Here is a 19,197-nt window from a genome sequence, read left to right as displayed (position 1 = left end):
CACGACACGAACCAACACGGGACCTCCGTGAGTTTCTGATCGACGCGCGCGCCCTTGAGCGTGCCGTGCGTGGGAGTGATTTAAATGTCAGCCGTCTCTGCATCTCAAAGCATCGCGCCGCAAACCTTCGACATCCGCCCGTTCAGTGGTGCCGTCGGTGCCGAAATCATCGGCCTGGACCTGTCCCGCCCGATCAATGACCAGGACTTCGCCCGCATCCACCGCGCGCACCTGGATCATCACGTCGTTGTGTTCCGCGACCAGCGCATTACCCCCGAACAACAAATCGACTTCAGCCGCCGCTTCGGCGTGTTGCAGATCCATGTGCTCAAGCAGTTCCTGCTGGCCGGGCACCCGGAAATCCTCATCGTGTCCAACATCATCGAAAACGGCGTCTCCGTCGGCCTCGGTGATGCCGGCAAGTTCTGGCATTCCGACCTTTCCTACAAAGAGCTGCCGAGCCTGGGCTCGATGCTGCACGCCCAGGAACTGCCCTCCGAAGGCGGCGACACCCTGTTCGCCGACATGCACAAAGCCTGGGACGGCTTGCCCGGCGCGCTGCGAAAAGCCGTCGAAGGCCGCTCCGCCGCGCACTCCTACACGGCGCGTTACAGCGAAACCAAATTCGAAGGCAATTGGCGCCCGACCCTGACGCCTGAGCAACTCGCCCAGGTCGCCGAAGTCGTGCACCCGATTGTCCGCACCCACCCGGAAAACGGGCGCAAGGCGCTGTTCGTCAGCGAAGGCTTCACCACGCGCATCGTTGGCCTGCCTACAGATGAGAGCAAACAGCTGCTCGCCGAGCTCTACGCCCACAGCGTGTTGCCGCAAAACATCTACCGCCATCAGTGGCAGCCCCACGACCTGGTGTTCTGGGACAACCGTTCGCTGATCCACCTTGCCGCCGGCTGCCCCGGCTACCTGCGCCGCAAGTTGTATCGCACCACCATCCAGGGCGACGCGCCTTTCTGATTTGTCGGAGAACCACCATGTCCAAACGTCTTTCATTGGCACCGCTGGCTGCGGCCATCGGCCTGGGTTTCAGCCTGATCGCCAGCAGCCTGTTGGCGCCGACCGTGGCTCAGGCTGAAGGTGAAATCCGCATCGCCGAGCAGTTCGGTATTGTTTACCTGCTGCTCAACGTGGTCCGCGATCAAAACCTGATCGAGAAATACGGCAAGCAGGAAGGCATCGACATCAAGGTCGACTGGACCCAGCTCTCGGGCGGGGCGGCGGTCAACGATGCGTTGCTCTCCGGCTCCATCGACATAGCCGGGGCCGGCGTCGGTCCGCTGCTGACCATCTGGGACCGCACCCACGGCAAGCAGAACGTCAAAGCCGTCGCTTCGTTGGGTAACTTCCCGTATTACCTGGTGAGCAACAATCCCAAGGTTAAAACCATCGCTGACTTCACCGAAAAGGACCGCATTGCGGTGCCGGCGGTCGGGGTGTCGGTGCAGTCGCGCTTCCTGCAATACGCGGCCGCCAAGCAGTGGGGCGACAAGGAATTCAATCGTCTCGACAAATACACCATCGCCATTCCGCACCCGGACGCTACGGCGGCGCTGATCGCGGGCGGCACTGAGCTGACCGGGCATTTCTCCAACCCGCCGTTCCAGGATCAGGCGCTGGAAAACCCCAACGTGCATGTGGTGCTCAACACCTACGACCTGCTCGGCCCGAACTCGCCGACCGTGCTGTTCGCCACCGAAAAATTCCGCGACGAGAACCCGAAAACCTACAAGGCCTTCGTCGAAGCCCTGACCGAAGCGGCGCAATTCGCGCAGAACGATAAAGGCGCAGCGGCGGACACTTACCTCCGCGTGACCAAAGCTAAAATCGACCGTGCGGCGCTGCTGAAAATCATCGACAACCCGCAGTTCGAATTCAGCGTCACGCCGAAAAACACCTACCCGCTGGCCGAGTTCCTCTACCGCGTCGGCGCCATCAAAAACAAACCGGATTCGTGGAAGGACTACTTCTTCCAGGACGCCAAACCGCTGCAAGGGAGCTGATCGAGATGAATGCCCCTTTGCAAGGCCACACGGCCAGCAACCCGATCACGGCAGCCCAGGCGCTGCTGTCGGTCGATCATGTCAGCCTGGAATACCGCACGCCGCAGCGCGTTGTCCGGGCCACTCATCAGGTCAGTTTCGAGATCGATCCTGCGGACCGTTTTGTGCTGCTCGGCCCGTCCGGGTGCGGTAAGTCGACATTGCTCAAAGCAGTGGCCGGGTTCATCCAGCCTTGCGAGGGCGAGATTCGTCTGTTGGGGCAAACCGTCCACGCGCCAGGGCCGGACCGAATCGTGGTGTTTCAGGAATTCGATCAACTGCCGCCGTGGAAAACGGTGAAGCAGAACGTGATGTTTCCGCTGCTGGCCTCGAAAACCCTCAAGCGCAAGGAAGCCGAGGAGCGGGCGCTGCACTATCTGGACAAGGTCGGGTTGGCGGCGTTTGCCGATGCTTATCCGCACACCTTGTCCGGCGGCATGAAGGCGCGGGTGGCCATCGCCCGGGCATTGGCCATGCAGCCAAAAATCCTGCTGATGGACGAACCCTTCGCCGCCCTGGACGCGCTGACCCGACGCAAGATGCAGGAAGAATTGCTGCTGCTTTGGGAAGAGGTGCGCTTCACGCTGCTGTTCGTGACGCATTCCATCGAAGAGGCGCTGGTGGTGGGCAATCGCATCCTGCTGCTGTCGCCGCATCCGGGGCGGGTGCGGGCGGAAGTCCACAGCCATCAATACGACTTGCACAGCCTGGGTGGCGTGGCGTTTCAGGAATCGGCGCGGCGCATTCACCGGTTGTTGTTCGATGAAGGTCAATCGCCGGAAACCGAGCGCGAGCTGGATTTTTCTGACATCCGCATCGCTTATTGAGCCATTGAGAGGAGTGCCCGATGAGCCAGTTTTCATCCGCGCGTCAAGAATTCGAAACCGTATTAGAGCCCCTGACGAGCGTACCGCTGGAGCGAGAATTGCCCCTCGGCCAGCGTGTATGGCAACAAGGCTGGGTTCGCAAAAGCCTGATCCTGATCTTGCTCGCCGTGTTGTGGGAAGTGGTGGCCCGTCTCCAGAACAACGACCTGCTGCTGCCAAGCTTCCTGCAAACCAGCAGCGCGCTGTATGACGGCCTGCTCAGCGGCGAATTGCTGGGCAAAGTGTGGATTTCGCTGGTGGTTTTGCTCAAGGGTTACCTGATCGGCATCGTCCTGGCGTTTGCCTTGACCACCCTGGCGGTCTCCACGCAGTTCGGTCGTGATCTGCTGAGTACGCTGACCTCGATGTTCAACCCGCTGCCGGCGATTGCGTTGTTGCCACTGGCGTTGCTGTGGTTTGGCCTGGGGCAGAACAGCCTGATTTTTGTGCTGGTGCATTCGGTGCTGTGGGCCTTGGCCTTGAACACTTACGCGGGGTTCCTCGGTGTCTCGGAAACCCTGCGCATGGCCGGGCGCAACTATGGCTTGAAGGGTATGCGTTTCGTGCTGTTCATCCTGATCCCGGCGGCGTTGCCGTCGATTCTGGCCGGGCTGAAAATCGGCTGGGCCTTCGCCTGGCGCACGTTGATCGCGGCGGAGTTGGTGTTTGGTGCCACCAGCGGCAAGGGCGGGTTGGGGTGGTACATCTTTCAGAATCGCAATGAGCTGTACACCGACAAGGTGTTTGCCGGGTTGGCCGTGGTGATTCTGATTGGGTTGCTGGTGGAGAACCTGGTGTTCGATACGTTGGAGCGGGTGACGGTGAAGCGTTGGGGGATGCAACGCTAAAACACCCACCCCCGCCGTAGGAGCAAAGCTTGCTCGCGATAAACGATAACGCGGTCCACCTGATACACCGCGACGCTTCCATCGCGAGCAAGCTTTGCTCCTACAGTACGGATTCGCTGCTAGCATTGCGCCTGAATCAATCCTGATCAGCGATGAGTGCTCAGCATGCAACTCCCGGACATGAACCTGTTGGTCGCCCTCGACGCTTTGCTCGACGAGGGCAGTGTGGTGGGCGCCGCGCGGCGGATGAACCTCAGCCCGGCCGCCATGAGCCGAACGCTGACCCGCATCCGCGAAGCCATCGGCGACCCGATCCTGGTCCGCGCTGGCCGTGGCCTGGTGCCAACCCCTAAAGCCCTGGCGTTGCGCGAGCAAGTGCGTGATGTGGTCGAGCAAGCCGCATTACTATTTCGCTCGGCGGATGCGGTGGAACTGGGCACGTTACGCCGGCGTTTCAGCATCCGCGCCAATGACTTTTTCGTCGGCGTTTACGGCGGCAAGTTGTTCGACACCATGGAGCGCCAGGCCCCGCACTGCGAGCTGCGGTTCGTCCCTGAAGGCGATGGCGACGATGAGGCGCTGCGCGAAGGGCGAATCGACCTGAGCGTCAGCAACAATCGCCCGTCGATGCCGGAAGTGAAGATCCAGAACCTGTTTTCAACGCATTTCGTTGGTCTGGCGCGGGAAGATCATCCGTTGTTCGGTCAGGAGATCACCGCCGAGCGCTACGCCGGGTTTTCGCATATCAGCATGTCCCGGCGCGGGATTGCCCGTGGGCCAATCGACACGGCACTTGAGGCGTTGGGGCTGGAGCGTCGTGTGGCAGTGATTGCGCCGAGCTTTCATGCCGCGATGTTTGCCCTGCCCGATTCCGACCTGCTGCTGCCGGTACCCCAGGAAGCACTGCTGAGCGTACGGCGCCTGGGCCTGAAACTGCGCTCGTTCACGCTGCCGATTCCACTGCCGACGCTGATGCTGACCCAGGCCTGGCACCCACGCTACGACAAGGATCCGGCCCATCGCTGGATGCGTGAAACGCTGAAGGCGTGTTGCGATGAGACGTGGTTGGCCGCGCAGCCCATCTCAAGTTGATCACGGCCCCCTTGTAGGAGCGGGCTTGTGTGGTGAGGGGGCTTGCCCCCGTTGGGTCGCGAAGCGGCCCCAAAACCAAAGCACAGGGACTGCTGCGCAGTCCAACGGGGGCAAGCCCCCTCGCCACAAAAGCCTGATCCCGCAATTGTTGCGTCTGACGCACTTATAACCTGCCAACAAGTCAATTTTCGTAACGCCTCATCCTCCCTAAAATGCCCCGGTATTCACACCCCGGAGCTCGCAGTCCATGACTTCCCTCACGGCCCCGGCCCCTCTCGCCGTGGCCAGCCCTGCCGCCGTCACACCGCCGGTTTTCGGCCTGCGGATCATCATCGGTCTGGTGGGCGTGTTGCTGGCGGTGCTGGTGTCCGGTCTGAACGAGATGGTGACCAAAGTCGCCCTCGCCGACATTCGCGGCGCGTTGGCCATCGGTTACGACGAAGGCACCTGGCTGGTCGCCAGTTACACCGCGACGTCGGTGGCGGCGATGGCGTTCGCGCCGTGGTGCTCGGTGACGTTTTCCTTGAGGCGTTTCACCCTCTACGCCATCGGCGTTTTCACGCTGCTGGGCGTGCTGTGCCCATTCGCTCCGAGCTACGAAAGCCTGTTGCTCATGCGCATCTTGCAAGGTCTGGCCGGCGGGGCGTTGCCGCCGATGCTGATGACCGTCGCCCTGCGTTTCCTGCCGGCCAACGTCAAGCTCTACGGCCTGGCCGGGTATGCCCTGACCGCGACCTTCGGCCCCGGCCTCGGCACGCCGCTGGCCGGGTTGTGGACCGAGTACGTCGGCTGGCAATGGACCTTCTGGCAAATCATCGTGCCGTGTCTGATCGCGATGGCGGCCGTGGCTTATGGTTTGCCCCAGGACCCGCTGCGCCTGGAACGCTTGAAGCAATTCAACTGGCGCGGTTTGCTGCTGGGTTTCCCAGCGATTTGCATGTTGGTGATCGGCATCTTGCAGGGCAATCGGCTGGACTGGTTCGAATCGAGCCTGATCTGCTTTTTGCTTGGCGGCGGTTTGCTGTTGTTGGTGCTGTTTCTGATCAACGAATGGTCGCAACCGATCCCGTTTTTCAAGTTGCAGATGCTCGGCATTCGCAACCTGTCGTTTGCCTTGATGACACTCGCTGGAGTGTTGGTTGTGTTGCTGGCGGTGGTGATCATTCCGTCCAGTTACCTGGCGCAAGTCCAGGGTTATCGGCCGATCCAGACCGCGCCGATCATGCTGCTGGCGGCGCTGCCGCAGTTGATCGCGCTGCCGTTGGTGGCGGCGTTGTGCAACCTGCGCTGGGTCGATTGTCGCTGGGTGCTGGGGCTTGGCTTGAGCATGTTGGCGCTGTCCTGCCTCGGGGGTTCGCAGCTGACCTCGGTGTGGATTCGTGATGATTTCTACGTTCTGCAACTGCTGCAAATCTTCGGGCAACCGATGGCGGTGTTGCCGCTGTTGATGCTCGCAACCGGCAGCATCACGCCGATGGAAGGGCCGTTCGCCTCGGCCTGGTTCAACACCGTCAAAGGCCTGTCGGCGGTGATCGCCACCGGCGTCATCGACGCGCTGACCACCGCCCGCCTGCATTTCCACTCGACCATGTTGGTGGACAACCTCGGCAACTCGCCCCTGGCCGACAGCGACAGCGCCGGCCTTGCCCACCGACTGCACGAGCAGGCCGTGGTGCTCACGGCCTCCGATCTTTATCTGTGCATGGCGGGCGTCGCGGTCGCGCTGATCCTGCTGATTTTCTGGCTGCCGACGCGGATCTTCCCGCCCCGGGCGCCGACTTGAACGCTTCACTGAAACAGAAGGTTTTTATGACGACTTTTACCAAGCAAAAAGTGGCGGTTGGCGTGGCCGCCGCGATCGCGGTCGGCGTGCTGATTTACCTGGTCGCGCCGGGGCTGTTCGGCAAACGCACGCAACAGAGCACCAACGATGCCTTTGTCTCGGCGGACTTCACCCTGGTCGTGCCACGGGTCGCCGGGTTTATCAAAGAGGTGTTGGTGGAGGACAACCAGCAGGTCAAGGCCGGGCAGTTGTTGGCCTTGATTGATGACCGCGACCTGCGCGCCGCCGTCCAGGCTGCCGACGCCGAAACCCTGGTCGCACGGGCGCAACTGCAAAACGCTCGAGCGACTCTTGAACGCCAGACCTCGGTGATCGCCCAGGCCCAGGCCACGGTGGTCGCGGCCAAGGCGGAAATGGCCTTCGCCGAGCATGAATTGAATCGCTACGACCACCTCGCCGGCGTCGGCGCCGGTACGGTGCAGAACGCGCAACAGGCACGTACCCGCATCGATCAGGCGACCGCGCGGCTGGCCAACGCCACGGCGGTGCTGGCGGCGGAGCGCAAGCAAGTGGACATTCTCACCGCCCAGCGTGATGCCGCCGAAGGTGGACTGAAACGCTCGCAAGCGGCGCTGGAAATCGCCAGTTACGAACTGTCTTACACGCGCATCGTCGCGCCGCAGGATGGCATGGTCGGTGAGCGCGCGGTGCGGGTCGGCGCCTACGTGACGCCGGGCAGCAAGATTCTCGCCGTGGTGCCGTTGGCCCAGGCGTTTGTGGTGGCCAATTTCCAGGAGACTCAGCTGCGGGATGTGCAGCAGGGGCAGGACGTGCAGGTGCGCGTCGATAGTCTCGGCGGCGAGATGTTGAGCGGCCGCGTCGAAAGCATTGCACCGGCCACCGGGGTGACGTTTGCCTCGGTCAAACCGGACAACGCCACCGGCAACTTCACCAAGGTCGTGCAGCGGATTCCGGTGAAGATCGTCCTCGATCCGGGCCAGCCATTGGCGGATCGGTTGCGGGTGGGGATGTCGGTGGAGGCGCGGATTGATACGGCGACGCCAATGCATGAGGTGGCCAAGCGATGAACTCCGCTAATCACTCATCCCTGTGGCGAGGGGGCTTGCCCCCGTTCGAGTGCGCAGCACTCGCAGATTCTGGGTCCGCTTCGCGGCCCAACGGGGTGGTGCGGCATTCCGACAAGCCCCCTCGCCACAAAAGTTGCATGCAGCCAGTCGCTCTTGTGTTGAGCCTGTTTTTCCTGAGCGCCTGCACCGTCGGCCCGGACTTCCACAAACCCGAGCCACAACAGGTCACCGAATGGTCAAAACCGCAAAAGGCTGCCGAAAGCCAAGCGGTCACCCAAACCATGGACGAGAGCTGGTGGGAAGTGTTCCATGACCCGAAACTTTCGGCCCTGAGCCAACGTGCCCTGACCGATAACCTCGACCTGAAACTCGCCAGCAGCCGCTTGCAGCAAAGCCGCGCCGCACGCCAAGTCATCACCGCTGACCGCTATCCCACGACCGCCGCCACTGGCAGCTACGGGCGTGAACGCAACAGCGGCGAAGGCCTGAGCGATCCCTCAGGCAAAAACGGCAACTCAGCCTTCAACCTCTGGGACGCCGGTTTTTCCGCCTCCTGGGAACTGGATGTCTGGGGCCGCGTGCGCCGCGAAACCGAAGCTGCCGACGCCACCCTCGAAGTCGCCGAAAACGACCGTCGCGGCGTGCTGCTGTCGGTATTGGCCGAAACCGCCCAGGACTACATCCAGCTGCGCGGCGTGCAGAACACCCGCGCCGTCACCGAGCAGAACCTCGACGTCGCCCGGCACAGTCTGAAGCTCTCGCAACTGCGCCTGGCCGATGGCGTCGCCACGGACCTGGACGTCGCCGAAGCCGCCGCGCAAGTGGCGGCCATCGAATCGCGCCTGCCCGCGCTGGAGCAGCGCCAGTCACAACTGATCAACGCTCTGAGCCTGTTGATGGGCGAACCACCGCAAGCGTTGCACGCCGAGTTATCCACAGACGCGCCCGTGCCGCAGACCCCGCGCCAGGTCGCCATCGGCCTGCCGTCGCAACTGGCCGAACGGCGCCCGGACATCCGCCAGGCCGAAGCCCGCCTGCATGCCGCAACAGCGAGCATCGGTGTGGCCAAGGGTGATTTCTATCCGCGGATCACCCTGTCGGGCAACATCGGTTCCCAGGCCATGCAACTGAGCGATTTCGGCTCCTGGGGCTCGCGCTCGTTCGGCATCGGCCCGCAATTCAGCCTGCCGCTGTTCGACGGCGGCAGACTGCGCGGCATGCTCAACCTGCGCGAAGCCCAACAACAGGAAGCGGCCATCGCCTACCAGCAAACCGTACTGCGCGCCTGGCATGAAATCGACGACCAGTTGACCGCCTACAACGCCAGCCAACTGCGCCGCGACAGCCTCGCCGAAGCCGTGCGCCAGAACCAGATCGCGTTACGTACCGCGCAACAGCAATACGTGGAAGGCGTGGTGGATTTCGTCAACGTGCTGACGGTGCAAGGGGAGTTGTTGGCAACTCAGCAGCAGTGGGTTGAGAGTTCGACGGGCGTGTCGTTGGCGATGGTGGGGTTGTACAAGGCGTTGGGGGGAGGGTGGGAGTCGGTTTATCCGGTGGCGAAAGTCGCTACCAATAATCCGGTTTGATGGCTGGCGTCTTGCGGGTAGGGACCTTGTCTGGAAACTGGTGTGACTGGAGCTCTTCTGCGGAGATGGCGCGTCGCATCCAGTGTGAATGGTCTTTCAAGGAGCCGGGCGGAATTCGTTTGAGCCCTGTCCTGTAGGGAAGAACGATACCTATGGTTATGTGGGGAAAGTCTTCTCGGATAGCTTTCAGTGCGGGAGCCATGTCTGTATCCCCAGATACCAGAACGAGTTGCTGGATGCTTTCAGCTGCGGTGACCTTGGTTTGCCTGGCCGCTGTGCGGTACATGCTTATCGCGATATGGACGTCAGTTTCCTTTTCTTCCAGCTTCCAGATAGGCGTTGTGTCCTGCCGCGAGGCACCTATTTTCTTGTTGATGAAACGGGGCGCGCGCGCCGGTTCGAGTTGGTGGCGGCCATAGTGAACGTCAACTTTGTGAGCCCTCAGAGCCCGGACGTAAGTATCTTGAGCCTCCTTGGATGCGATGCCACGCGTAGCCAGTTCCGGTTTAACCGACGCAGTGAAGTAGTCGATTGAGGCGACAGCGCTTTGAGGGTTTTCAATGTGAGCGATATAGGCCAACAACTGCGGCAGGTTTAGCCATTTGTAAGGAGTATCAGCCAGCAACCCGTAGAACACGTTGTAGCCATCAACGAAGAACGCAGTGCGCACAAATCCAACCCTCAGAAACGAAAAAACCGGCCGAAGCCGGTTTTTTCACCCCAACTGCCAGAGAACTGAATCTCTGCGTACGGGGTTGAGTAGTGCGCAGATCCTAAATTGCATGTGTCATGCACGTCAACCATTGACGGATCAGGGCTCTACTCGACTGGATTCTTTCCAGCACCGGCAACCCAGTTTTGGACAGCTGCCAGGTTGAGGGTCAAGTCACAAATGGCTTCATCTGTTAACGATTGTTGCAACAGGCAAGCTGCGAAGAGGCGGATAGTGTGCAGGGGCGAAGCGTCCATCCCCCGCTTCAGTTTCGACTGAAGGCGAGTTCCCAATTTCGTGTGGGATTTTGTACCCGCCCTCATTAGGCGAGAGAGCAAACAAGCACTCTGAAAATTTTGTCCTTTTTGAAACAACACATTTCCACCCAATGCTGGCTATTTGCTTGACGCAACCCCCCGCTGTCGTAGACTCCGGTCATCCGTCAGGGAGTCACGGTTATGCCGCGTTTTGGAAGTTGGGTTATCGGATTGACCTTTGTAACGTGCGCAGTACAAGCGCAAACCCCTGCGCCAGACGATCCGTTGCTGGAGAACAGCGCGGCCGGTGGCACTGCCCAGGCCAGCAGTGAGGCCCGGGGTGTGTTGCGGGCGCGGGATCAGGCGGTGCTGGCCAGCGAGTTGCCGGGGCGGATTGTCGAGTTGCCGTTCAGCGAGGGCGAGTCGTTCAAGAAGGGCGATACCCTGGCCAAGTTCGATTGCTCGGGTTTTCAGGCCCAGCTCAATGCCGCGCAAGCCGCCAGCCGTGGCGCCAGTGAAGAGCTGTCGCACAACAAACAATTGGCGGCGTTGAATTCGGTCGGGCGTTTCGAAGTGGCGCGGGCCGAGGCCAAGGTCAGTGAGACTCAGGCGCAATCCCAGGTGTATCAGGTGCAGGTCAAACGCTGCAGCGTGCTCGCACCGTTCGATGGCCAGGTGGTCGAGCGCAAGGTCCAGCGTTATGAAAGCGTGGCGGCCGGTGCGCCGTTGCTGGATGTGGTCGATAACCGCACCCTGGAAATTCATTTGCTGATTCCGTCGCGCTGGATGGGCAAGCTCAAGCCCGGCCAGACCTTCAGTTTTGTCCCCGATGAAACCGGTCAACCGCTGAACGCCACGGTCAAGCGCCTGGGCGCGCGGATCGATGAAGGCAGCCAGACCTTGCTGTTGGTAGCGACGCTGCCGAACGCTGCAGGCCTGATGGCGGGTATGAGCGGTACGGCACGATTCGCGGAGCTTAAGTGAACGCCCCGGTGACCGGCGGGGCCGAGCAGGTCTTCGCCCGATTCCTCGACCTTGAACGTCAGACCCGCGCCGCTCGCAACCCGGCGCAACTGGCTTACAGCCTGGTCAATGACGGCCAGGCGTTGTTCGGTTTCCGCCACGCGGCGCTGTTGATTGCCGGCAAAGTGCAAGCCGTGACCGGTGTCAGCACCGTGGACCCGAACGCGCCGTTCGTGGCGTTTGTCGAGCAGGCGGTGGCGCAGTTGTTCAAGCTCGAGCTGTTGAAACAGGCGCGAGCGATTTCCCCCACGCTGCTAAGCGAACCGATTCAGGCCGATTGGAAAAGTCTGTCCAGCGCCCAGGTGTTTTGGTTGCCGTTGGTGGATCATCAGGGCGAGGTGTTTGGCGGTTTATGGCTGGCCCGCGACGTGGCGTGGAACCCACCCGAACAAATCCTGCTGTCGCAACTGGGCGACACCTACAGCCACGCCTGGCTGGCGCTGCAACCGCGCAAACCCTGGCGCCTGCGCTGGACCCGAAAACGTCAGGTCGCCTTGGTCGCCGTGTTGTTGCTGGGGTTGTTGATCCCGGTGCGCCAATCGGTGCTGGCGCCGGCGCAAGTGGTGCCGCTGGGTGGGCGCGTAGTGGCGGCGCCGCTGGACGGGGTGATCGCCGAATTTCTGGTCAAACCCAACCAAACGGTAAAAACCGGCGACCTGCTGCTGCGCTTCGAAAGCACCACCCTCAAGGCTCAGGCCGATGTGGCCGATCGTGCGCTGGGTGTGGCGGAAGCTGAGCTCAAGGCCAATTCCCAGCGCTCGTTCGCCGACACGGAGTCCAGTTCGAAGATTGATCTGTTGGCGGCGCGGGTCGAGCAGAAACGCGCTGAGCGTGATTACGCCCGCGAACTGCTCAAACGCAGCGAAGTCCGTGCCGAACGCGACGGCATCGCGGTGTTTGCCGACGCCGACCGCTGGACCGGAAAACCAGTGCAGACCGGCGAACGGTTGATGGAAATTGCCGACCCGAACCAGGCTGAACTGCGCATCGAACTGGCGGTGGGCGATGCGATTGCCCTGGCGCCGGGGGCGCAGGTCGCGTTGTTCCTCGACAGCGACCCCTTGCAGCGTCACTTGGCCAAACTCGAACGCTCAGCCTACGAGGCGCAGCCCACGGCGGGCGGGCAACTGGCTTACCGACTGGACGCCAATTTCGAAAATGCCCCGCCCCGAATCGGTTTGCGCGGCACCGCGAAAATCTTCGGCGACCGCGCGCCGCTCGCGTTGTACCTGTTGCGCCGGCCGCTGGCCGGGTTACGGCAAAGCGTGGGCCTCTAAATGACCTTGCCGAGCTTGCGGGCCGACCTGCAATTGTCGGCCGCCGCCCCAGCCCTCGACGGCTCGCCGCGCTGGACCCTGGCGGATCCGGTGCGCGGGCGCTATTTCAAACTCGGCGCGGCGGCGATGCGCTTGTTGCGGCATTGGTCCCTTGGCGATCCCGAGCAAGTGCTGCGTGCCGCCAACCGTGAGCCGGGTTTGCCGCTGGACGGTGCCGAGCTTGAGCAGTTGCTGGGTTTTTTGCGCAGCCACGATTTGATCACCGCACTCGATCCGCAACAACGTGCCAGCTACAGCCTGAAAGCCGCCGCTCAGCGCCGCAGCCTGTGGCAAATCCTGCTGCATCAGTACCTGTTTTTCCGCATTCCGCTGTGGCGCCCCGACGCGTTTCTCAATCGCGCCTGGCCGTGGCTGGAGCGGTACGGCCCGCGTGCATTGCGCTACGGGTTGCCGGCCACTTTGGGGCTGGGTGTGTTTCTGGTGTCCCGCGACTGGCAGCGCTTTATCGCGACGTTCCCGCACCTGTTCAGCCTCGGCGGCGCGCTGTCCTTCGGCGTGGCGCTGTTCTTCGCCAAGCTCTGTCACGAGTTCGGCCACGCGTTCATGGCCAAGCGCGCCGGTTGTCGGGTGCAGAGCATGGGTGTGGCGTTCATGGTGATGCTGCCGATGTTTTATACGGATGTGAGCGATGCCTGGCGGGTCAATGACCGTCGAGCCCGGCTGCTGATCGGTGCCGGCGGCGTGCTGGCGGAATTGCTGCTGGCCTGCATCGCGCTATTGGCTTGGTCACTGCTGCCGGACGGCCCGGCGCGCACGGCGGCGTTCATGCTCGCCAGCGCCACGTGGATGACCACGCTGGTGATCAACCTCAATCCATTCATGCGTTTTGACGGTTATTTTTTGCTCAGCGATTTTCTCGAAGTGGACAACCTCCAGGGGCGGGCCTTTGCCCTGTGCCGCTGGCGTCTGCGCGAGTTTCTGTTCGGCTATGGCGAAGCGGCGCCGGAGCCGTGGTCGCCGAAGATGCAGCGGCGTTTGTTGATTTGGGGGTATGGCTCATGGCTGTGGCGTGCGGTGTTGTTTTTCGGGATCGCGCTGGCGGTCTACCACTTGTTCTTCAAGGTATTGGGGGTTTTCCTGATGCTGGTGGAGCTCGTGTGGTTCATTTTTCTGCCGATCATGAGTGAATGGCGCCAGTGGTGGACCCGTCGTGAACAGGCCCACGGGTCGCGCGTATTGCTGAGTGGCCTGGCGTTGCTCGGGATGCTGCTGGTGCTGGTGTTGCCATGGCGCAGCGCGGTGGAGTTGCCGACGATGCTCGAGGCCGGACGCGCCAGTGCCTTGCATGCGCCGGTGGCATCGCGGGTCAAACGCGTGAATGTGCAGGACGGTCAGGTGGTTGCCGAGGGCGATGTGCTGGTCGAGCTGGAATCGCCGGACCTGGATTCGCGCCAGGCGATCGTGCGCCAGGAAATTCAGATCCAGCAGTTGCAGATGCGCCGTCAGGCCGGTCGCAGCGAAACCGCGGCGGACGCCACTATCGTTGAACAACGCCTCGCCGAAGCGGTGGCCGAATACCGTGGGCTGGCCGCTCAGCGCGAGCGCCTGCTGCTTCGCGCGCCCCACGCCGGCACAGTGCGCGATCTATTGCCGCAACTGGTGCCCGGTCGTTGGCTGGCCACCAAAGACGCGTTGGCGCGGGTGGTCGAAGACGGGGCGCGGTTGCGCGGTTATCTGGCCGAGGCTGATCTCTGGCGGGTGACGCCGGGCGCGCACGGGCGCTTTATCGCCGACGATCCGATGCACCCGGCCGTCGCCGTGCAACTGACCGACATCGATGCCAATGGCGTTGCTTATGTGGATCAGGAAGCGCTGACGTCCGACCATCACGGGCCGATTGCCGTGCGCCGTGATCAGTCGCAACGGGCGGAGCCGGTACAAGCGCAATACGGCGCACGGCTCAGCCTGCTCGACAATGCGTCGACACCGATGCAGCCCCTGCGCGGCATTGTGGTGTTGCAGGGCAGCGGTGAATCATTGCTGGGTAGGGCCTGGCGGCGCATGGCGGCGCTGGGTGTCAGGGAAAGCGGTTTTTAAGGGAGAGCAGCATGGCGAACAAGGGTGCAGTGGCGGCGGACGGTTTGGTGGTAAGGCCTTCGCGGGCCAGTGACGGACCTTTTCTGCAGAGCCTGTATCAGTCGGCCCGGCCGGATCTGCAATGGATCGACGGCGAGCCCGAGCGGGTCGAAGAATTGGTCGCCCAGCAGTTTCGGGTGCAGGAACAAGGCATTGAGGATGAATACCCCCACGCGATGCATTACGTGGTGGAAAAACTCGACACCCCCATCGGCGCGCTGACCACGGATTTCGGCCCCAATGAAATTCGCGTGTTGTACCTGGCGTTCATTCCTCAGGCGCGCGGCCAAGGGCATGGCCGCACGGTGCTGCAAGGGGTGCAGAAAGCCGCGCAGCAGATTCGCTGCCCGGTGGCGACGGTGGTGTGGGCGAGCAATCCGCATGCGCGTCGGCATTACCTGGCGTTGGGGTTTTCGGTTGAAGAGTGTAATCCGGCAGCGGAGCGGTTGGTCTGGTATCCGCGAGGTTAGAGCCCGAAAAAACGCTGCATAACCTGTGGGAGCGAGCAAGCTCCCACAGTGGAGATGTTGGCGGTTGGTCAATTAAACGCGATATAGAAATATCCCAACGCCGGATCCCGCCCCATCGCCGGCACGCGGGACACGAAAATATCCTGCACCGCCCCCAACCCCGGCAGGTCCAGCGCACATAATCCGTCCACAAACTCCGTCGGTTCGAGGCTGTTGAATCCCACACTAAACGGCACACGCTCGCTGTGGGGCAGTTGCGAGCGGGTTTTTTGTTCGAGGCTATCGATATGAATCGGCAGTTCACTGCCATCGGGCAGGCGCAACGTGGTGGTCTGGCCCAGCAGCGGTTGGAAGTGTTGGTCTTGAACCTGTTCCAGCATGGTGTCGCTCCAGCAAAGTGAGTGGCCGGGGGAGGCGAATCCCCCGGCGTGTTTTCAGTTGCGCGAAGGAAACAGGCCTTGCAGCGCGATGCTGAAGTTCAGCACCAGGAAGGGGTTCATGCTGGCCATCGGCAGGCCGGTGCCAGTGGGCGAAACGGTGCCGGACACGGTGGTGGTCGCACCTTTGAGCGCAACGGGCGATGCGCCCTGAGCGTCGGAATAGATCGTCGCCAGACCTGGCCCGCCACCCGAGGTGCCGAGATAGGCATTGGTCGCGGTCGGCACGCTGGCCGGGTTGCTTGCCGGGTTGGCCAATTGCAGGGTGGTGGTCGCGGTGATCCCGCTCAGGGTGTGGGTGTGGTTGGGCAGGTTGCTGAGGGTGGCGGTGATGTTTTCGGTGCCGGAGTTTTCCCCCATGACGCGGGTGGTCAGGCCCGGGCCGGTGCCTTGGCAGATCGGCAAGCGGCTTTGCAGGTTGGGCAGCCCGAATGTCTGGCTGCCGTTGCCGCCATAGACGGTCCCCAGCAGCGTAAACAAGGCTTGGTATTGCTGGATGTTCATGATCTGACCGTTACACAAAGCCCAACCGTTGGGCGCAAAGTTAAAGCCAAACGTCATGACGGTGCCCATAAATACGTCCATAAATCCTCATCCTTCAGGTAAATGTTCTGGCGGGCCCCGCGTCTGTGCGTGGCCAGGTCACGCCAAGGCAGAGCGTAGACCCGGATCGGCGGTGCTGCCGGATGTCGTGTCAGACAAGGCCAGCATCGACGGCTAACCCTGGCTGGCCTAAAGTGACGGCATGTTTCAGTGACCACACCGTCGTGAATTTACCGGCCCCGCAAGAGGAAGTAATGGAGGCGCGCAGAGAAACGCCGGTCGGCGACAGGCAAGATCCCCACGCAGCGCCAGGCGCCTGGATGGGCGCTCAACGATGGGTTCGCTGGGCCAAAGAACACTGGTTGTTGCCGATCATGGTGTTGGCGACGCTGGTGCGTTTCTACGACCTGACGGCCGCCGCGATCTGGGGCGACGAAGGTTCCAGCCTGCTGCTGAGTCAGAATTCGTTCAGCGACATCTGGGTCCATGCCGCCCACGACGTGCACCCACCGCTGTATTTCCTGCTGTTGCACGGCTGGATCGACTGGTTCGGCGACGGCATTTTTTCGATCCGCACCCTGAGTGCATTGCCGGGGATCATCACGGTCGGGCTGGGCGTGTGGCTGGTGGATTTGCTCGCCACCCGGCGCGCGGCGTTGCTGGCCGGGATCCTCCTGGCGCTGCTGCCCACGGCGGTGCGTTACAGCCAGGAAGTGCGCATGTACTCCCTGCTCGGCCTGCTCCTGATCGGCGCCACGATTGCGCTGGTTTACTGGGTACGGCAGCCCCGGCGTAACGGCTACCTGGTGGTCTATGCGCTGCTGATGGCGGCGGCGTTCTATACCCACTATTTCACTGCGTTGTGCGTGATCGGCCACTGGCTGTGGCTGGCCGTGGTGCGTCTGCAACCAGGTTATCGCCTGCGGCATGTCCAGCGTCCGGCCTGGTGGTTGGCGAACCTGGCGATTGTATTGTTGTACCTGCCTTGGGTGCCCAACCTGATCGATCTGGTGCAGCACATGGACGCGCTCAAGGCCAACGGTGATGTCGGCTGGGAAGACCCGGTCACGCTGAGCTCGTTGCCGTCGATGATCTGGTTGTTTTTTACTCAGGACGATGGAGGAACGTTACCAATCTGGTTGTTCATCACCTTGCCGCTGGCGTTGCTGGCGGTGATTGGCGTGGCGCTGGCACGGGATCGCAGCGTTTTCCGTGGCAGCGTGCTGTTGGCATTTTTCGGCGTGCTGCCGGTTCTGCTGGTCTTCGCGGTGTCGTTCATCTCGCCGGTGTTCATTGAGCGTTATTTGACCGCTTATGCGTTGGGCTTGCCGATGCTGGTGGCACTGGCGGTTGATCGCCTGTACGCCCACTTCCGGGTGCTGGCCCTGGCTATTCTGGTGTTGTTCATCGGCGTTGAACTGGTGGGGGTGAAGAACAACGCTTCGGCCAATCCGGATGAACAATTCAGCGTCATGGTCGACTACGTCAATCAGCACTTCGCCCCCGGTGACCAAATCGTGACGGGCGACATGCTCTGGTATCTCGTTTACGTCTATTACAACCGCACCGAGGCCAAGCCGCTGCTGTATACGCCGCCCCAGGCCGATGGAGCATCGAGCCGGCCGAATGCCTATGGCTTCGGTACATTGATGAGCAGCGATGTGTATGTAGACCGACTCGATGATGTGGTTAAAAACGGCGGGCGCGTCTGGTTGATTGGTTTGGCACAGATGCCGGATGAGTTCCCTTCGTTGCCTGCCGGCTGGAAAAACCTGAGCGAGAAGCGGGTGGGCGATATCCGGGCGAGGTTGTTTGTGCGGCCGTGAGGGGCATAGTGAAACCGCTGGTTGGCGGGTTGTGCAGGCGCCTCGGTAATCACGACGCAAGTCTCTGGACCAAGCTTTGATTCAACCCGTCGCTAAAAGTAAAGCCGCATGCCAACACAACCTACGAATCGAACCAGCATTACCGTTTGTCGGCCTCTTGAAAATCGCTTAAACGTTTCACCTGAAAAACAGTGACATTCACCGCAGTTCCCCGCCCGTTCAGCGCCAATTTGATATCAAAACACCACTAGTCGAAACCCCAGCCATAGACTACGCTTTGCCCTACAAATGGACTTATGACTAGGGTGAAGGGATTGCAGCAGTTCCACTTTATCTCCGGCTTGCCGCGCTCAGGCTCCACCCTGCTTTCTGCAATTCTTTTGCAGAACCCGCGTTTTCACGCCGGTATGACCAGCCCGGTCGGTTCTCTCTTCAGTAGTGTCCTTGATCAATGCAGCGCCGGCAGTGAGTTTGGCGCGGTAATCGATACCGACCTGCGCCGCCGTTTGCTTCGCGGGTTGTTCGACTCTTTCTATGCCGACAAGGCCGACAAACCGGTGGTGTTCGACACCAACCGGCTCTGGAGTTCGCGTCTGCCGGCCATCAACGACCTGTTCCCCAAAGCCAAGGTGATTGCCTGTGTGCGCAATGTCGCGTGGGTGATGGACAGCCTCGAGCGCATTTACCGCGCCAATCCTTATGAAAACACCAAGCTGTTTGTCGACGCCGCTGAGCGCAACACCGTTTACAGCCGTTGCGAAACCCTGGCCCAGCGCAATCGTTTGGTGGGTTTTGCCTGGGCGGCGCTCAAGGAAGCGTATTACGGCGAACAGGCCGATTCGTTGCTGCTGGTCGATTACGACCTGCTGACCCAGGCCCCGGAGCGAGTGCTGCGGCTGGTCTACGACTTTATCGACGAGCCGTGGTTTGAGCACGACTTCAACAACCTGGCGTATGACGCGCCGGAGTTCGATCAAGGTCTTGGGGTCGCGGGCCTGCACAAGGTCAAACCCAAGGTTGAACTGCAAACCCGACGCACCGTCCTGCCGCCGGATTTGTTCAAACAATACGCAGAGTTGTCCTTTTGGCTCGATGGCTCAGCCAGCGCCGCCAATGTCATTCGTATGAAAGCCGACGCCGCGATCAGTTGATCGCGGCGTTTTCAATGATGCCTCAAGAAAGTTCGAGTTCGGGTG

17 protein-coding genes are annotated in these 19,197 nt (G+C 61.6%); 14 read left to right on the top strand and 3 right to left on the bottom strand.

The genetic code is table 11. The annotated features are described in order from the left end of the window. Positions 1–84: 84 nt before the first annotated feature. From ACZ89E_RS21940 to ACZ89E_RS21905, 8 genes are all read left to right on the top strand, one after another. The gene (locus ACZ89E_RS21940; protein WP_476256443.1) at positions 85–972 is read left to right on the top strand and encodes a TauD/TfdA dioxygenase family protein; all 888 of its coding nucleotides are present in this window, start codon (positions 85–87) and stop codon (positions 970–972) included. A 17-nt stretch (positions 973–989) separates the two neighbouring features. Then, entirely contained in the window at positions 990–2,015 is a 1,026-nt protein-coding gene (locus tag ACZ89E_RS21935; protein WP_463259014.1) for an ABC transporter substrate-binding protein, read from the top strand. A 5-nt stretch (positions 2,016–2,020) separates the two neighbouring features. Continuing rightward, on the top strand, positions 2,021–2,881 hold the full coding sequence (locus tag ACZ89E_RS21930; protein WP_463259015.1) for an ABC transporter ATP-binding protein: 861 nt from the start codon (positions 2,021–2,023) through the stop codon (positions 2,879–2,881). Positions 2,882–2,901: 20 nt separating this feature from the next. Beyond that, the gene (locus ACZ89E_RS21925; protein ID WP_149661523.1) at positions 2,902–3,768 is read left to right on the top strand and encodes an ABC transporter permease; all 867 of its coding nucleotides are present in this window, start codon (positions 2,902–2,904) and stop codon (positions 3,766–3,768) included. A gap of 165 nt (positions 3,769–3,933) precedes the next feature. Further along, positions 3,934–4,860: a LysR family transcriptional regulator gene (locus ACZ89E_RS21920; protein ID WP_476256442.1), complete on the top strand. Its 927-nt coding sequence runs from the start codon at positions 3,934–3,936 to the stop codon at positions 4,858–4,860. 247 nt (positions 4,861–5,107) lie between these two features. Further along, positions 5,108–6,643: an MFS transporter gene (locus tag ACZ89E_RS21915; protein ID WP_476256441.1), complete on the top strand. Its 1,536-nt coding sequence runs from the start codon at positions 5,108–5,110 to the stop codon at positions 6,641–6,643. Positions 6,644–6,669: 26 nt separating this feature from the next. Further along, positions 6,670–7,731, top strand: coding sequence for an HlyD family secretion protein (locus ACZ89E_RS21910; RefSeq protein WP_476256440.1), 1,062 nt, complete (start codon positions 6,670–6,672; stop codon positions 7,729–7,731). After that, complete coding sequence (locus ACZ89E_RS21905) at positions 7,728–9,320, top strand: efflux transporter outer membrane subunit (RefSeq protein ID WP_476256439.1); 1,593 nt, start codon at positions 7,728–7,730, stop codon at positions 9,318–9,320. Before ACZ89E_RS21910 ends, ACZ89E_RS21905 begins: the two co-directional genes overlap by 4 nt. Here ACZ89E_RS21905 and ACZ89E_RS21900 read toward each other — a convergent pair. Further along, positions 9,301–9,990, bottom strand: a complete 690-nt coding sequence (locus ACZ89E_RS21900) for an NYN domain-containing protein (RefSeq protein WP_476256438.1) — start codon at positions 9,988–9,990, stop codon at positions 9,301–9,303. The genes ACZ89E_RS21905 and ACZ89E_RS21900 overlap by 20 nt on opposite strands. A gap of 500 nt (positions 9,991–10,490) precedes the next feature. Here ACZ89E_RS21900 and ACZ89E_RS21895 point away from each other — a divergent pair, with 500 nt between their 5' ends. From ACZ89E_RS21895 to ACZ89E_RS21880, 4 genes are read left to right on the top strand one after another with little or no spacing between them, the layout of a single operon-like run. Continuing rightward, positions 10,491–11,273, top strand: coding sequence for an efflux RND transporter periplasmic adaptor subunit (locus ACZ89E_RS21895; protein WP_149661527.1), 783 nt, complete (start codon positions 10,491–10,493; stop codon positions 11,271–11,273). Continuing rightward, on the top strand, positions 11,270–12,589 hold the full coding sequence (locus ACZ89E_RS21890) for an efflux RND transporter periplasmic adaptor subunit (protein ID WP_476256437.1): 1,320 nt from the start codon (positions 11,270–11,272) through the stop codon (positions 12,587–12,589). Before ACZ89E_RS21895 ends, ACZ89E_RS21890 begins: the two co-directional genes overlap by 4 nt. Beyond that, positions 12,590–14,686 (top strand): site-2 protease family protein, encoded by a 2,097-nt coding sequence (locus tag ACZ89E_RS21885; RefSeq protein ID WP_476256436.1) that lies wholly within the window; start codon positions 12,590–12,592, stop codon positions 14,684–14,686. Positions 14,687–14,697: 11 nt separating this feature from the next. Then, on the top strand, positions 14,698–15,195 hold the full coding sequence (locus tag ACZ89E_RS21880; RefSeq protein WP_149661530.1) for a GNAT family N-acetyltransferase: 498 nt from the start codon (positions 14,698–14,700) through the stop codon (positions 15,193–15,195). A gap of 68 nt (positions 15,196–15,263) precedes the next feature. Here ACZ89E_RS21880 and ACZ89E_RS21875 read toward each other — a convergent pair whose 3' ends face one another. Further along, positions 15,264–15,575 (bottom strand): DUF6916 family protein, encoded by a 312-nt coding sequence (locus ACZ89E_RS21875; RefSeq protein WP_149661531.1) that lies wholly within the window; start codon positions 15,573–15,575, stop codon positions 15,264–15,266. Between the two features lie 54 nt (positions 15,576–15,629). Beyond that, positions 15,630–16,217, bottom strand: coding sequence for a phage tail protein (locus ACZ89E_RS21870; protein ID WP_149661532.1), 588 nt, complete (start codon positions 16,215–16,217; stop codon positions 15,630–15,632). A gap of 212 nt (positions 16,218–16,429) precedes the next feature. Between ACZ89E_RS21870 and ACZ89E_RS21865 the strand changes: the two genes are divergently transcribed. Both ACZ89E_RS21865 and ACZ89E_RS21860 read left to right on the top strand, forming a co-directional pair. Then, on the top strand, positions 16,430–18,001 hold the full coding sequence (locus ACZ89E_RS21865; RefSeq protein ID WP_476256435.1) for a glycosyltransferase family 39 protein: 1,572 nt from the start codon (positions 16,430–16,432) through the stop codon (positions 17,999–18,001). Between the two features lie 305 nt (positions 18,002–18,306). Next, positions 18,307–19,152 (top strand): sulfotransferase family protein, encoded by an 846-nt coding sequence (locus tag ACZ89E_RS21860; RefSeq protein ID WP_149661570.1) that lies wholly within the window; start codon positions 18,307–18,309, stop codon positions 19,150–19,152. Positions 19,153–19,197: the final 45 nt, after the last annotated feature.

This window comes from Pseudomonas sp. TE3899 (assembly GCF_056279105.1).
The sequence above is the reverse complement of the archived record's forward strand: the minus strand, read 5'-3'. Positions and strand labels throughout refer to the sequence as shown.